The sequence below is a fragment of the Mucilaginibacter sp. PAMB04274 genome (assembly GCF_039634385.2).
In the GTDB taxonomy this organism is placed as follows: Bacteria; Bacteroidota; Bacteroidia; order Sphingobacteriales; family Sphingobacteriaceae; genus Mucilaginibacter.
The window spans coordinates 5,135,297-5,150,411 of sequence record NZ_CP155081.2; the positions used below are offsets into that span (position 1 = coordinate 5,135,297).

The 15,115-nt window shown below is 42.4% G+C and carries 17 protein-coding genes; 12 read left to right on the forward strand and 5 right to left on the reverse strand.

Annotation, left to right across the window (positions count from 1 at the left end; translation table 11 throughout):
• Positions 1-49 precede the first annotated feature (49 nt).
• Positions 50-403, reverse strand: a complete 354-nt coding sequence (locus tag ABDD95_RS22195) for a hypothetical protein (protein WP_345949550.1) — start codon at positions 401-403, stop codon at positions 50-52.
• Between the two features lie 196 nt (positions 404-599).
• Between ABDD95_RS22195 and ABDD95_RS22200 the strand changes: the two genes are divergently transcribed.
• The 9 genes from ABDD95_RS22200 to ABDD95_RS22240 all read left to right on the forward strand — a co-directional run bounded on the left by ABDD95_RS22200 (position 600) and on the right by ABDD95_RS22240 (position 7,735).
• On the forward strand, positions 600-932 hold the full coding sequence (locus ABDD95_RS22200; protein ID WP_345949551.1) for a cupin domain-containing protein: 333 nt from the start codon (positions 600-602) through the stop codon (positions 930-932).
• Between the two features lie 110 nt (positions 933-1,042).
• A complete protein-coding gene (locus ABDD95_RS22205) occupies positions 1,043-1,756 on the forward strand; it encodes an HAD-IA family hydrolase (protein ID WP_345949552.1) in 714 nt (237 codons plus the stop codon).
• Positions 1,728-2,576: a phosphoribosyltransferase family protein gene (locus tag ABDD95_RS22210; protein ID WP_345949553.1), complete on the forward strand. Its 849-nt coding sequence runs from the start codon at positions 1,728-1,730 to the stop codon at positions 2,574-2,576. Before ABDD95_RS22205 ends, ABDD95_RS22210 begins: the two co-directional genes overlap by 29 nt.
• Positions 2,566-3,120, forward strand: a complete 555-nt coding sequence (locus ABDD95_RS22215) for a TerD family protein (RefSeq protein WP_345949554.1) — start codon at positions 2,566-2,568, stop codon at positions 3,118-3,120. The genes ABDD95_RS22210 and ABDD95_RS22215 overlap by 11 nt, the downstream gene beginning before the upstream one ends.
• 4 nt (positions 3,121-3,124) lie before the next feature.
• Positions 3,125-3,739 (forward strand): TerD family protein, encoded by a 615-nt coding sequence (locus ABDD95_RS22220; protein WP_345949555.1) that lies wholly within the window; start codon positions 3,125-3,127, stop codon positions 3,737-3,739.
• Between the two features lie 109 nt (positions 3,740-3,848).
• Positions 3,849-4,958 carry a toxic anion resistance protein gene (locus ABDD95_RS22225; RefSeq protein WP_345949556.1) on the forward strand — a complete coding sequence of 370 codons (1,110 nt, stop codon included), beginning with the start codon at positions 3,849-3,851 and terminating at the stop codon, positions 4,956-4,958.
• 9 nt (positions 4,959-4,967) lie between these two features.
• On the forward strand, positions 4,968-5,930 hold the full coding sequence (locus ABDD95_RS22230) for a hypothetical protein (protein ID WP_345949557.1): 963 nt from the start codon (positions 4,968-4,970) through the stop codon (positions 5,928-5,930).
• An 86-nt stretch (positions 5,931-6,016) separates the two neighbouring features.
• Positions 6,017-6,829, forward strand: a complete 813-nt coding sequence (locus ABDD95_RS22235) for a DUF475 domain-containing protein (RefSeq protein WP_345949558.1) — start codon at positions 6,017-6,019, stop codon at positions 6,827-6,829.
• A gap of 441 nt (positions 6,830-7,270) precedes the next feature.
• Positions 7,271-7,735, forward strand: a complete 465-nt coding sequence (locus tag ABDD95_RS22240; protein WP_345949559.1) for a BLUF domain-containing protein — start codon at positions 7,271-7,273, stop codon at positions 7,733-7,735.
• 61 nt (positions 7,736-7,796) lie between these two features.
• On the opposite strand, the gene ABDD95_RS22245 is transcribed toward ABDD95_RS22240, so the two are convergent.
• Positions 7,797-8,798: an SDR family oxidoreductase gene (locus ABDD95_RS22245; protein ID WP_345949560.1), complete on the reverse strand. Its 1,002-nt coding sequence runs from the start codon at positions 8,796-8,798 to the stop codon at positions 7,797-7,799.
• A 191-nt stretch (positions 8,799-8,989) separates the two neighbouring features.
• On the opposite strand from ABDD95_RS22245, the gene ABDD95_RS22250 reads away from it, so the two are divergent.
• Positions 8,990-9,226 (forward strand): hypothetical protein, encoded by a 237-nt coding sequence (locus ABDD95_RS22250; RefSeq protein WP_345949561.1) that lies wholly within the window; start codon positions 8,990-8,992, stop codon positions 9,224-9,226.
• 107 nt (positions 9,227-9,333) lie between these two features.
• On the opposite strand, the gene ABDD95_RS22255 is transcribed toward ABDD95_RS22250, so the two are convergent.
• The 3 genes from ABDD95_RS22255 to ABDD95_RS22265 form a co-directional block, all read right to left on the reverse strand.
• Positions 9,334-10,899: an ATP-binding protein gene (locus ABDD95_RS22255; protein ID WP_345949562.1), complete on the reverse strand. Its 1,566-nt coding sequence runs from the start codon at positions 10,897-10,899 to the stop codon at positions 9,334-9,336.
• A gap of 26 nt (positions 10,900-10,925) precedes the next feature.
• Positions 10,926-12,146, reverse strand: coding sequence for a HAMP domain-containing sensor histidine kinase (locus tag ABDD95_RS22260; protein ID WP_345949563.1), 1,221 nt, complete (start codon positions 12,144-12,146; stop codon positions 10,926-10,928).
• A gap of 358 nt (positions 12,147-12,504) precedes the next feature.
• On the reverse strand, positions 12,505-12,960 hold the full coding sequence (locus tag ABDD95_RS22265; RefSeq protein ID WP_345949564.1) for a cytochrome c: 456 nt from the start codon (positions 12,958-12,960) through the stop codon (positions 12,505-12,507).
• Between the two features lie 242 nt (positions 12,961-13,202).
• Between ABDD95_RS22265 and ABDD95_RS22270 the strand changes: the two genes are divergently transcribed.
• Both ABDD95_RS22270 and ABDD95_RS22275 read left to right on the forward strand, forming a co-directional pair.
• Positions 13,203-13,835 carry a sigma-70 family RNA polymerase sigma factor gene (locus tag ABDD95_RS22270; RefSeq protein ID WP_345949565.1) on the forward strand — a complete coding sequence of 211 codons (633 nt, stop codon included), beginning with the start codon at positions 13,203-13,205 and terminating at the stop codon, positions 13,833-13,835.
• Positions 13,832-15,115, forward strand: coding sequence for a hypothetical protein (locus tag ABDD95_RS22275; RefSeq protein WP_345949567.1), 1,284 nt, complete (start codon positions 13,832-13,834; stop codon positions 15,113-15,115). Before ABDD95_RS22270 ends, ABDD95_RS22275 begins: the two co-directional genes overlap by 4 nt.

The following is a 15,115-nucleotide window of genomic DNA, read 5'->3' on the forward strand; positions in this document are numbered from 1 at the left end:
AAAAAAAGCGGTTAATAAAACCGCTCTTTATTTAATATATCAGGATTAATTAGAGGATAAATACAAGCGCCATAAGTACATGAAGGACAATACTAACCGCAAAAACAGTTAGCGCGGTTCTGATACCGGCTCCGCCCATGGTGGCAATTAAGTTGGTAAAGAAGCAAATCATTGTGATGGCCAGCACACCTGCCGGAGCATCAAAATAATACATTAAAACAGCAGGTAAAGGCAAAAAGAATACGCCGTGTACCATTAGTACAATGAAGAACCATAAAACATGATTGTTTTTTTGGCTGTCGGCAAAGTCGGTAAATTTGGCCCAAAGGTTAAATTGGGTGTTTATAGTTTGCTCGGGTGTGGTGGTCCAGGCTGCAGGTGCTATAGTTTTTAAAGTTGCCATGATGTTGTGTTTTATTTTACACTACAAAAATGCCTGGTTTGCCCTAGCCCGGCCATGACGGTAGTCAGCGCAAAAAGTGATTGTAAGCACTTTTTTAAATTACAGCACGAGATAGCTACCTTCATATAGTAATAGCCAAAAGGAAGCCTCTTATGCAGGTATTTTAGTTAAAAACGTTGTTCAAATTTTACAGAAGATGATACCAACCTTAACCGTAATTAGTATTGCTGCAACAGCGCAAGGAACCGAAGTATATAAAAACGTTCCGCTATCGCTGGTTAATAATCATGTGGTGCGGCTTGGCGTAATGACCGAGCCCTTTTACTGGCATTATCATCCAAACAGCGATGAGACCTTTCTGGTAACCGAAGGTGCTATTTATATTGACCTGGAGAACCAAACCGTAGAGTTAGCAGCCGGGCAATTATTTACGGTACCTGCAAATGTAAAACACTGCACACGGCCTAAAGGTAACAGGTCCGTTAATCTTACGTTTGAACTGGCGGACATGCAAACTGTTAAATGTTAACTACCAGGTTTACGCACCAGTTAACATACTTTCGTTAGCACACTTGTCAATTACAAATATATCATTTACCTTAACTGCCTAATTAAACCTAGCTGTAACTCACTTAAAGCATGCCTGCCTATAAACACTACTCGTTTGATCTTTGGCTAACGCTTATTAGATCTAACCCGCTATTCAAAAAGTATCGTAGTGTGTTTTTTCACAACCATTTTAACTTTAAATATATACCACTTGAGCAGGTAGAGCATATTTTCAGGACCGTAGATATAATGTGCAACGGCATTAACGAACGCACCGGAAAAAATATAGACGCCGAAGAAATGTACCTTATGGTTATCAGCCTGATGAATGAAAATCAGGTAAACTTGCATGATATAGATTTACCTGCGCTTTATCAGCAAATGGAAAACCTGGTGTTTGATTATTTACCTCAAGTTTATTGTAACAGCACGGCTGCCGTTTTATCTAATCTTAAAATGCAGGGTTTCACTACCAATATTTTAAGTAATACAGGGTTTATTAAAGGCGTAACCTTGCGTAAGGTGCTTCGGGAGTTAGATATAGATCAGCATTTTGATTTTCAGATTTACTCTGATGAGGCGGGCATGTCTAAACCAAACCCGGCACTGTTTCAATTTATGATAGAACAGGCAATGGCTATAAAACCGTTGGAATTAGCCAACATAATACACATTGGTGACAACCCCAGGGCAGATGTTGCCGGGGCCCAGGCTGTTGGCTTAGCTGCCCGGCTCATTAACTCAAACAATGAAACCATTGTAAACCTAACCCATCATGAAACACCACATTTATTCCCTTCATAAAATACACAGCAGCACCAGCTTTGGCTTTGAGGCTGCCGATTATAGCCGCTTTAAATTTGGAGATGATGCTGTTGCCGCGCAATATGGCAAGGCCCTGGCCGATGGGTTTGTAAATAATGTGCTGGCACTACAAAATATCAGCAATCAGTTGGTGGTTATATCAAGCCCGTACTCGTTCATACCAACGGCTACTTTTGCCCTTAAAAATCATTTTGTCTCGCAGCTTAACCGCTGGCTGGCGGCAAACCAGTTGCCTGTGGTGCAGGAAACCAAGGTACACCGTACCATTACTTACAAAGAAGATTATGGTGCGCTGGATGCCGAGCAGCGCATGAATCTCATAAGTAATGACTCGTTCCACATTGATGCCGAATTTTTAAAGGGAAAGGTGCTTGTTTTTTTAGATGATATTAAAATAACGGGTAGTCATGAGCGAATGATCGCTAAAATGATAACCGAATATAGCCTGCAAAATGAGGTGTATATGCTGTATTTTGCAGAACTGGCTAATACCACTATACATCCCAACATTGAAAATTATCTAAATTATCACGAAGTAAAAACCATTTTCGACCTGGATAAGATCATTAACAGTGGTCATTTTTGTGCAAATACACGCATGGTAAAGTATATTTTAAATTATAACCATGCCGATTTTTGCATATTTATAGATTACCAAACCAGGCCGTTTATTAATCAGCTTTTTGATCTGGCCCTTGGAAATAGCTACCATACTATGGATAATTATTCTCTAAATTTGAGCTACATAAAAAACTACTTATTTAACAACCACAATAAATTAGCACAACATGGCAATTAACTTGCAAAAAGGCCAGCGCGAAGCAATCAATGCACCTAAGTTTGTAATTGGTTTGGGCTGGGATACTAACAGCACTTCAACCGGTACGGCATTTGACCTGGATGCATCTGTATTTGTTTTAGGCGATAACAAAAAGCTTCTGTCTGACGAGAACCTGGTATTTTACAACAATCTGGCATCACCTGATGGCGCGGTGGAACACACCGGTGACAACCTTACCGGAGACGGCGATGGTGATGATGAGCAGATCAGAGTTGACCTGTCGAAAATAGACCCGCGTGCTACCGAGGTATGTATTGTTGTAACCATACATGATGCCGACAACCGCCGCCAAAACTTTGGTCAGGTACGCAATTCTTTCATCCGCATTTTTGACGCCGTTAGCAATACCGATTTATTGAAATACGAGCTCGAAGAAGATTTTTCGATAGAAACCGCCGTTGAGTTTGGCCGGATTTACAAACGTAACAACGAATGGAAATTTGAAGCCGTAGGTGCAGGCATGAAAGGCGGATTACAAGACTACTTAAACAAATACAACTAAACCAATGGCAATTAATTTAGAAAAGGGGCAGCGCATTAATCTTCAAAAAGATAATGGAAGCAAACTGCAAAATATATGCGTAGGTATTAACTGGGGTGCTATAGAAAAGAAAGGTCTTTTTGGTATAGGCGGTTCTAAAGAAGCCGTAGACCTGGATGCCAGCTGTGCTTTGTTCAATGGTTCAAAACAACTGGAAGAAGTAGTTTACTTTGGCAATTTGAAATCGAAAAACGGCGCTGTGAAACATAGCGGCGATGATTTAACCGGCGATATGGGTGGCGATGACGGCCTCGATAACGAGGTAATTACGCTCGATCTTTCGCAGCTTAGCCCAAGTACAGAGTATGCCGCCTTTGTTTTAAACAGTTTTCGCGGGCATGATTTTGGTAAGATTCCTTTTGCCTCAATTCGCATTTATGAAGGGACACCTAAACGGGTTAACGAAGTGTTTGCCAAATATGATATTGCCAATGGCGCCAACTTTGCAGGCCACGTATCTATGGTAATGGGTGTTTTTTACAAACGTAACGGCGAATGGAAATTTAATGCCATTGGTGAACCTACCAAAGACAAAAAACTGGAAGAGACCGTAAAAACGGTAATGCAGCAATATCTATAAAAGCGCTAACCCCCTTCCTTTAGGGAAGGAACTTTATAAAACAATTAGAAGCTTGCCCCTTGGCATTTACAATCCAACCGTTTGCCGGAAGATTGAGAGGGGAATGTATATGGAAATAGATACTACTATGCCAGCAATCCCCGATCCCGGCGCTAATGGCAACAAAATAGATAAGGAGGGCAATGTTGATCTTACACGCATTACGCCTGATGATGCAAAAAAATACGAGCCGGTTAATAAAGATTTAAATCCGGCTGATGTAAACTCCATTTTGAATTATGGCGCTGAGGTGCAAAATTCGATGGAAAAATACAGTAACCAGTTCTTGACATCGGTACGGACGTATAACTCGGGTGAGGTTGGTTTGTTAATTAACGACCTGCTTACCGAGCTTAACTACATTGATGTAGATGAATTGAATCAAAGCGCCCTTACACGTTTCATATCGGGCATACCGTTTTTGAAAAAAATGGTATTTGATGCCAAAAAGTTGTTTCAGAAGTACGATACTGTAGTTAATAATATTGATAAGATCACCAACAAGATTAAAGCAGGCAGGGTTAATTCTATAAAAGACAATGCTTCTTTACAAACCATGTTTGACAACAATGTTACCTACATTAAGCAAATGGAGGAACTAATTATTGCCGGGCAGATCAAACACCAGGAGCTAAGCCAGAAACTGGCCGAAATGGACGCTAATCCATCGGCTTATCAGGACTATGAAATTGCCGACATGAGAGATTACGTAAACCGCTTAGATAAGCGCCTCGCCGATATGAAAGTGGTGCGCTTCATCATGCTGCAATCACTTGCGCAAATACGGGTAGTACAAAGCAACAATACATCCATTGCCGAAAAGGCGCAGTCTATAGTATCAACCACCATTCCGGTCTGGAAAAACCAGCTTACCATAGCTGTGGCTTTAAACAGGCAAAAGGAAAATGTGGAGATGCAAAAAAAGATATCAGACACCACCAATACCATTTTGCAAAAGAACGCCGAGCTATTGAAACAAAACAGTATTGATGTAGCTCGCGAAAATGAGAAAACAGTGGTATCTATTGATACACTAAAGCGCACCACCCAATCGTTAATTGAAACGCTTAATGAGGTAAAACAAATACACGAGCAAGGCGCCCAAAACCGCAAAGTGCTGAACACCGAATTGCAAAACCTGGAAACTGAACTTAAAAAGACAGTGACCAATGCAGGCTAGCGTAAATTCATGGATGAGAACAGGGTAAACATACTGAATGAATCTAACCGGATACTAAGTAAGCTGCAATTACTTGCAGCTTTTTTTAGTGACGATATTATTTATAAAGTTTACTTACGCAGCACTGTTATACATCAGCTATTTGAAAACAATGCCGAGCTGGATATTAATAAGCTCGAGCTGTTTCACCTGCAGTTTACCACTACCGTAATTGAACTACTCAAAAAAATAAAAAAGAGTAACGAAAAAAACGTGGTGCTGCTTTTTGATGAGATACAGGTAAACAAGGAGTTAATAGCTAACCTGGAACAAACGCGCTACTCAGAAGATGCTTTCCGTTTGGAAAAGCAGCGGCAGGCCCTTAAAATAAACACATCGCTCAGGCGCCTTTATGAGGCCTTGAGTAATGACAAATCCGAGTATCCTTTCAGTAAAAACATCAACTCTTTCAGCGCGCGCTTTGCGCAAGATTTTTATGTACCTGTAACAGCTGATGTGCTGAGCAAGCTTACCCAGTTTGCACCCAATGAGGTATATACCCATGCACACGCCGTTATTCAGCGCAAGCTAATGGGCCTGCTTTGCAAATATGATTTTAAAACAGAATTTTATTGCGGGTTAAAAACAGGCAACCTGGTTATTGAGGTATTTAAGATCATTGAGCCGGGTATCTATTACATCTTTTACCCATCGCGCAGCCTTTTTCTCCTGTGCGACAGTGCAGAAGTTGCCGCTATTAATACAACCCTGGCTGGTGATGAGCCCGATACTTTGATACAAGAACTGCATAACAAAAACGACCAATTGCAGAGTAGTGTGGCCGTGGCAAAAACCTATCTCCCCGCCGAGATCAAACACCTCATGGCCGATCATTACCGGAAAATATCAGACATTAACTTTCTGCAAAATATAGGCAGTTTTGACGTACAGGCCAACATTTTAAAAACAATGCTGAACACGGATTTAATTTAATAACGGCAGGCATTGCTATAGAATTTATTACAGAATTAAAGTTTTTTCATAATTTAGAAGCATTTATACTTAGAACTTACAGAACAATGGATTTTTTACACACGCTGTTAGGTGAAGACATTAAAGCGGGTTTGCTCATTATTTTAAACCTTATTGTAATAGAGAGTTTGCTTTCTGTTGATAATGCCGCAGTACTGGCCACCATGGTGCTCGATTTGCCCAAAGAGCAGCGTAACAAAGCGCTCCGTTACGGTATTATAGGTGCTTATGTGTTTCGTGGTATCTGTTTGTTCCTGGCTGCGTGGCTGGTTAAAATATGGTGGTTAAAACCATTGGGCGGCTTATATTTGTTATATCTGGCGTTTGATTACTTCAAAGGTAAAGCCGGCGGAAAAGAAGAAGAAGAATCAGTTAACAAAAACGAAAGCTGGATATACAAATCAACCGTTGGTTTAATTGGTAACTTTTGGGCAACAGTAGCCCTGGTAGAGGTAATGGACCTGGCCTTTTCAATTGATAACGTATTTGCTGCTGTTGCTTTTACCGACCACGTTTTTCTTATTTACACCGGTGTATTTATTGGCATACTGGCTATGCGTTTTGTAGCGCAGGCATTTGTAAAATTGATGGAGAAGTTTACCTTCTTAGAAACCATCGCTTTCATTGTAATCGGTGTTTTAGGCATAAAGCTTAGTTCGTCCCTATATACTCATTTTTACCCTGGCAGCCCAATATCAGAAGCCATTGAAGGCGAAAGAACCGACCTATTCGTATCTATATTTACAGTAGCCATTTTTGTACTGCCTGTTTTAAGCTCCCTGCTGTTTAACTTCCCTAAACGTCATACTATTGAGCCTGAAGTTGCTGAGAATGCAGAAAAGGTATTGGATAAGAGTTAATAAGATAACCATATTAACACGTACATTTAAATCAGACGTTTTATTAGGCTGTGGCAAAGCCTACGTTTCAAAAACAGGCAAATAAGTAATTTTACCCCTTGGCTGGCCCGAATATCTGGCCCAAATGAACTTGCTAAAGAAGACAAGTTATAATCTTATCAAAACCATAATCGTATTTGCTTGTATAAGAAAGTACCGGCTATACACTCGGTACTTTCTTCTTGATGCTATATTATACTTACGATTATATTGGGATACCTGCAAAGCGCTATTAAGCAAATATTCTCGATATCCTGATCACTTAATTTATTTATTAGCTTATATCCCAAGCCTTCAACAACAATAATTGGAACAAAAACAACTCTTTGCTATCTGTTAAAGCACCAAAGAGTACTGTATGCTTTCTTCATTGTTTAGGCTTTAATCATCTTAATTTTGAATATGCTCCACTGTTTAGTTTATGCCAGTAAAGCCGCCAGGCTTATGGAAAACGATGACTTACTTCATCTGTTACAGGAATCCAGAAACTGGAATGAAACGCACGGTTTAACTGGCTTACTATTGTACGTAGAAGGCCACTTTTTAGCCAATAACGAAGGGCGCTTTATGCAGGTACTTGAAGGTACACCTGATGAAATAAATCTCATTTTCGATAAGATAAAAACAGATGAGCGTCACCATCAGGTAACTGTTCTTAACCAGCAACCTATTGCCAAAAGGCATTTCAAAACCTGGAGCATGGGTTTCAACTCTTTGAAGCTGGAAGAACATCTTAATACGCCCGGATTTTTCAATCCTGATGATTATTTTAAGGATACCCCGGCTACACCAACTTTCAATGTAGCATTAAATTTCATGAAGACATTTTATGATATGAATCGGCAGTATGATTTTCATAGTCTATAAAAACAAATAGCCGCACTTATTAACTCAGTGAGGCCATTTATTTCATATGGTTTTTTGCCGACTATGGCTGACCGGCACCGCCGGAAGATCCATAAACCTGACCGGTAGCATAGCTGGCATCACTTGCCGCAAGCTGCACATAAATAGAGGCCAGTTCTACAGGCTGACCAGGGCGGCCCATTGGCGTTTGTCCGCCAAAACTTTTCAATTTTTCCTGGGTGGCACCGCCGCTCACCTGTAAGGGTGTCCAGATAGGGCCCGGCGCTACGCCATTAACCCTTATACCCTTTGGCGCCAATTGCTTAGCTAATGATTTTACATAATTAGTAGTAGCTGCCTTGGTTTGTGCATAATCATACAACTCGGCCGATGGATCATACGCCTGCTCGGAGGTAGTACCTATAATGGCAGAACCCGGCTTCAGGTGAGGCAAAGCTGCTTTAATGATCCAAAATGGTGCATAAATATTGGTTTTCATGGTAGCGTCAAAATCTGCACTGGTTACATCCATAATGGTTGGGCGCGTTTGCTGGCGTGCTGCATTGCTTACCAAAATATCCAACCCGCCTAATTGGCGTACAGCCTCGGCTACCATTTTCTGGCAAAAAGCTTCTTCGCGTATATCGCCAGGTATGGCTACAGCTTTACGCCCGGCAGCTTTAATTAAGGCAACCACTTCTTTAGCGTCGGCCTCTTCGGCTGGCAGGTAGTTAATAGCCACATCGGCTCCCTCGCGGGCGTAGGCTATGGCAGCAGCCCTACCCATGCCCGAGTCGCCGCCTGTAATCAGCGCTTTACGCCCCGCCAAACGCCCCGATCCTTTATAGCTGGTTTCGCCATGATCGGGTTTGGGATCCATTTGGCTGGCCAGGCCAGGCCAGGGTTGCGACTGACTTTTAAACGGTGGTTTTGGATATTTGGTGGTGGGATCTGACAACCCCTCGGCCAGCGGCTGGGCGGTTAAGCCATTAGCTGCAAAAACCGGAGCTACGGCAGCCGTGGCCAAGCCTGCTCCTATCCCCCCGATTACCTTGCGGCGCGACATTTTATTTTCTTCGTTCATGACGTTTGTGCTAAGTATATTTAATTTAAAGTTAAACCCCGCATTAACGCGCTGGTTTTAAAAAGCTCAATAATTGGCCAATGTGCTTACTACCTACGGGAATAGTAAAGAATATAACAATCATTTAGATTAAATTATTTAAACCATAAGAAAATACAATTGTTAAGAAAGATACATTAGCATATAGTACTATGGAAAATCATCAGAAAAAAGAGAACGGTTTTTTGAAACCAATAGAGGCCGACAAGAACTCAGAGCCCAGCAACCCGAATATTGAAAGCCATAAGGAACAAAAAGAAGAGGGCTATCAGATTGCTATAGAAGACACCATGATTGGTTACGACGGCAATGAAGAGCAAATGGATATGGACCTGGGAAACAACAACGCCAACGCCCAAAACAACAGAGGTGTTGATGATAACGACTAATTAGATCATAACAAAACAGGGCTTGTGCTTACTTGCTTATAAAAGCGGGTAAGTACAAGCCCTGTTTTGTTTTAGCTAACGGCCTTATTACCTTGCTGGCTACAGGCTTACATTAACGGGATGGTGATGATAAATTGAGCACCATTATTGTTTTCGACGGTAATGTTGCCGTTGTGTGCGGTAATAAATTGCTTTACGATAGCCAGCCCCAAGCCCGTACCGTTACTTTTATCGCGGGTTACAAACGGTTCAAACAGCGTACGGCTAATGGCATCAGGTATACCCGCGCCATTATCTGCAATGGTAATAACAACCATATCCTGGCTTTTAACGGCACTGATACGCACAGCCGGATTGGCTACGTGATGGTCTTTCAAGGCCTCGAACGCATTATTAAGCAAATTGCCAATACTTCTTTTCAGCTTACTTTCGTCGCCTAGCACGGCCAAACTCTCCTGCAGATCCTTACTAAGCTTTACCTGCGCAGCATAAGGATGCACAGCCGATTGCTGAATTGCTGCTGCTATCATTTGCCCAATCTGCACGGGCTGTTTCTTAACCGAGGTTTCTTTTATGAAATCTAAAAAGTCATCAAAAATTTCGGAGGCTTGGTCGGCGCTTTGTTCCAGCATATCAATCCATTCGTCGTGCGCATTTTCTTCACGCATCAGCTGGGCAATCAGTTTAATGTTCTTAACAGGCGAGCGCAGGTCATGCATCACCATACCCATAGCTTTACCCACGGCCGATAGCTTTTCCTTTTGCAGGAGTTTCTCATTAAGCTCGGCATTACGTATAGCTTGTGCCGCATTTTGTACAAAAAGCTTGAGCAGGTACATGCGCTCGGTCTTTAACCGCTCTTGCTTTTTAAGTACAGCAAACACAGAGTAATCATCCATACGGGCAAGCACCAACTCATCTATCTGTAAAACTTCCTCTTCATTTATCTTTATATCTTTTACTCGGTTAACTAGCTCTTCCAGATTTATCTTCTCCTCCATAGCGCCAATGGAGATCACCTTCTCGTACGCGTAATCATCATGCAACTTACCCAACAGGGCCATGTCGGTATCTACTGAGTTGGCTAGTTGGTCGAGTATGTTTTTGAGCAGCGAGTTGAGCTGATTTTTATTTAATCCGATGGAGGATATCGACTCAATTAGTTTTTCCAGATTACGAAGCCGGCTATAGTCTGTAACGGCTTTGGTGGCCAGCTGAATAATTTCTTCAGACGCATACGGCTTGCAATGATAACCTACGTTCTGACCCGCTTTTTCCACAATTTCGTCAATGGAACGATCGCTGTAGGCGGTAATAAATATAATTTCGGCTTTACTATCGTGCTCTCTTATTTTAATGGCCGTTTCCAATCCGTCCCAACCGGGCATGCGCATGTCTAAAAAGATGACAGCGTAAGGTGTACCGTTTTGAAGCGCTTTTTTTACTTTATCAAGTCCTTCCATACCGTTTGCGGCTTTATCAACCGTAAAAACCGGAATGTTGCTGGTACGCGGGGCAAGCAGCGGCCGCGGTGCATCAAACAGTATACTGGCCGCCTCATTCATAAAATCATCATGCTGCGTGTTTTTAAGGGGAGCGAGTATTTCTTCAATATTGTCTCTTACCAACTCCTCATCATCAATCACCAATACAGAAGTGTTAATGTCGTTCATATCAAATTTTGTTATAAATATTTTATTCAGCTTTTAAACAGGATGGCTGTAGTTGCACCTTTACCAGGGCCATCGCTGGTAATGGTTATAGTGCCCGAGTGGCTTTCTATAATAGATCGGCAATTGTATAAGCCCAATCCCGTTCCTGTACTTTTGGTAGTGTAGCCACGCTCAAAAAGGTGGGCGCCAGTAGCCTCATCAAACCCTTTGCCGCTATCGCTTATAACCAGGTTAACGCTGCCCTCTTGAGTGGTTAAACCAAGGTAAATGCGCTTATCTTCGGCATTTAAATCAGTGGCTTCAATGCTATTTTTCAGAATGTTCAGTATCACCTGCATCAGCTTGGTACGGTCACCTTTAATAACCACACCTTCGGCCGGCATATCTAGGGTAAGTTTAATTCCTTTTTTATCAATAGCGCCAAATACCATAGCCCGGCAATCGTTAATAATACTGCGCAGGTTTACAGGCTTGCGCTCCTGTGCCTCATGGCCTACTACATACTGCCGTTGTATGTTCAGGATATCCTGTATATGCGCAATAATGTTAAGCTGATCGGCAATGGAACGCTTAATTTCTGTTTGATGCTCTTCCTGACTTTTGGCTATACCTTCCATCAGGTTCACTAATGCGCCGGCTTTATCGGTACCTATTACCTGGCCAAAAGCCTGTTGCTGTGCCTTCATAAAACCAGCTACATTTTTAAGATTGGCAAGGTTGTTTTGTTCCATCATGCGGTTAATGCGGGTAAGGTATGAGCCAAACCCCACCACGGCGTTGCCAATATCATGCAGTACCTCCGATGCTATTTCGAACTTGCCTTGCGCTACCGCTTTATCAAGTTCGGCCTGTACCATAGCCTTTTCCTCGGAAACCTTTTCGGTAACATCTTCAAAGCTTACAATAAAGCAGTCGGCCATTTTACTAACCGTTATGCTGAAATCCTTTTCCACCAAATCCAGCTCGCCGGGATAAGAAAAATGGCATTGTTCGTTACCCATGATCAACCCGCCGGGTTGACTAAAGGCTTTAATAGCCGGCACAACCTTAGGATTAATGACATCCAGTATAGGGAAAATATTCTCTATAGACACGCTCAAAGCAGCAGTAAGTGGCTTGAGCAATGCAGTACCTGCCAGGTTTAAATTAACAATTTTTCCGCTGGCATCAATTTCGGCCAAGCCTAAAGGTGCATGCTGCATAATAGAACGCAGCCTCAGTTCTGATGCACTTATTGAGGTATCCATGTAGTTTATAATTAATTAGGGGAATAAAGCCCAAGAGCTTTATAGGCCTTATTACGTTAGCAACATAAAAAGGTTAGTGCTTACTTTTATTTTGAACCCGCACAGCATGGAATGTGTGCCAGTAACCAATGAGTAACCGAATATGATGTAGAAAATTGATGCAGATGGCAAGATGCCTATTGTAGTCCGGATAGCAGCACTTGTTCGCTACAGCAGTGATACAGCTTAAACACAAAAAGATAAATTGCCAGTAGGGTTATGGCTAGCTACTTGCGGCAGCTTTGAGACGTGATTATGCCGGTGTACCGGTGTAAAAAAGGGGCTGCCGGATCAGACAGCTCCCTTTTTGTTTTGATTGCTATTTAACCTTTTTGCGAGCTTCAGCCACTTCTGCTTCTTTTATAGCGTTGGCTTTATTCCCAAAACTGTTACGCACGTAGGTCAATACATCGGCAATTTGCTTGTTGCTCAAATGGGTAAACTGCGGCATTACGTTGGTGTAGGTTTCGCCTTCTATTTCTACGCCTTGCATGCCTTTTAATAAAACGCTGATCAGCCTTTGATTGTTCCCCAGTACATAAGCTGTTTTTACCAAAGGAGCGTTCATGTTTTGGACGCCCCCGCCATCGGCCTGGTGGCAAGACAGGCAGTTTTGCGCATACACCACCTGCCCGCGCTGAATGGATGCTTTTACATCAGTTGCTGACGCGGCACCTGCTTTGGCCTTTACAATGGGCTTCTTTGTTTGCGCCTGCACCGATCCAAACATGGTTAATGCGGTAGCTAAGCTGATCATTAAATTTTTAGTGGTCATGTTTACTATGGTTGTATCCCTTACAAGTTTACGTTAATGTATAACAACACAAAGTAACAACTTCGTTTTAAGGTTTTAAGCTATTAGTTATTGTAGCTTTTTGTGGCTCATTACTAATCAATTAAAATTATATTGCTGTTCATTTCAAATTATTTTCAAGGCGAAGCAACCCTTTGCCTTTTTGTTACGTGTTACTTATAAATGATGTGACCAGGACCATTAACGCAGTATAACCCAATTATATGGGAGAAGCAGACTTACACCAGCTGATTACGGCCTGCCAGCAGCAGGATCGCAAAAGTCAGAAAATGCTGTATAAGGCGTTTTATGGCTTTGCTATGGGTATTTGTTTGCGCTACGCGAACAACCGGTACGAGGCTGCCGAGATCATGAACCAAGGATTTTTGAAGATGTTTAACAACTTAAACAAATACGACGAATCGAGGCCGTTTAAAGCATGGCTGGGGCGCATCATGATGAACATGTCGATAGATTACTATCGTAGTAATTTAAAAGTAGCCTACACCGAAGATTTAACCGAAGCTGAGCACTTAACAGATAACGAACTGCCTGATAAAAAAATTAATTATCAGGAACTGTTGGACATGATACAGCGTTTACCACAGGCTTACCGTACGGTATTTAACCTGTACGCCATTGAGGGATATACGCATGAAGAGATTGGCGAGATGCTGAACATTAGCGCAGGTACATCTAAATCGAACCTGTTTAAGGCGCGAGAGAAATTAAAAAAGATGATACTAAAGGCGGCCGAAATACCCGATGGTTTAAATGGCACCAATCAAACACAGATTGTAGCCATTAGCGCTGCCAACCTGCACTTGAGCTTTTTGAATAATGGTATAAGGCGATGAAAGAGCAAGAAGAAAAAGACCTGGACCATTTATTTAAGCAAGGGCTTACTAACCCCGACAAGCATATTAATTATGATGACCGGGACTGGCAGGCTATGGCGCAAATGCTGGATGCACAGCGTAAGCGCAATGGTTTAATACGCCGGTTGCCAGCCATCATAAGCGGTTTAGCAGCCATTTTATTAATCACGTTCGGCATGGTATTTTTTTGGCCCAAGCAGCCAAAGCACGAAAAAAACATAGTTAAGATTAAAAACCATAAACAACATCCCGGTACAAGCGACCAGGACAAACAGCACTTAGCTACGCCTCCCGCATTTGCAGATACTGGTATAAATAGGTTGAAGAGTACGGTTATGCGGGTTAAAGGCAGTTCGGCAAAAGCCTTGCTGAACGCATCTGCTGCGGTACCTGGTCGCTATGCTGCTGGTTTAAAAACAACGGTTGATAGCGGAACCATTGCTAAAACCAATCCCGATGCTGCAGGTAATACCCTAAGCCAGGCTAATGCAGATACCAGCCATAATGCAGCCGTATTAACTACCGGTGCAATGGTGGCTAACAATGCCGCTGTTAAGGCTAATAACGACACGGCCGCTACCGCAAACACAACCGTCGCTGTTAAAGAAACCCAAAAGCCAGCAATAAAAACCGCAGGCGCTAATTTACCCCTAACGTTAACCATTATAGCAGCGCCCGATTTTAATGGCGTAGGCAGCGCCTTTAACCGCACTAAAGTGGGCACCAATGCCGGCTTGCTGGTATCGGTTGGCATTAGCCGTAAGTTTACCGTTAGCACGGGGGCCATTTACGCGCAAAAGCCCTACATGGTTAATTTCAGCCAATATCAAAGCACTTATCAGTTTGGCACCCAGCCTACCGATGTTACGGCCGATTGCCGGGTGCTCGATATACCAATTAATGTAAGCTACCAGTTGTACAGTAAAAATAACCGCCAGTTAAGTATTGGCACCGGGCTTTCCTCCTACTTTATGCTGCGCGAAAACTATCAGTTTAACTACCCTACAGCCGGCTATTACAGCAACAAGTATACAGGGCCCGCCAGTTATAATATCAGCAATCAAAATAAACACGTGCTGGGTGTGCTTAACTTAAACGTGGCCTATCAGCAGCGCATTAACAACAGCTTTGGGTTAAACATACAACCATATATGAAAGTACCACTAACCGATATTGGCTATGGCCGTGTCAATCTGCAGTCTACCGGGGTGGCTGTGGGGTTAAGCTGGTACGTCAGTCCGCCGTCTAAAACAAAGTAG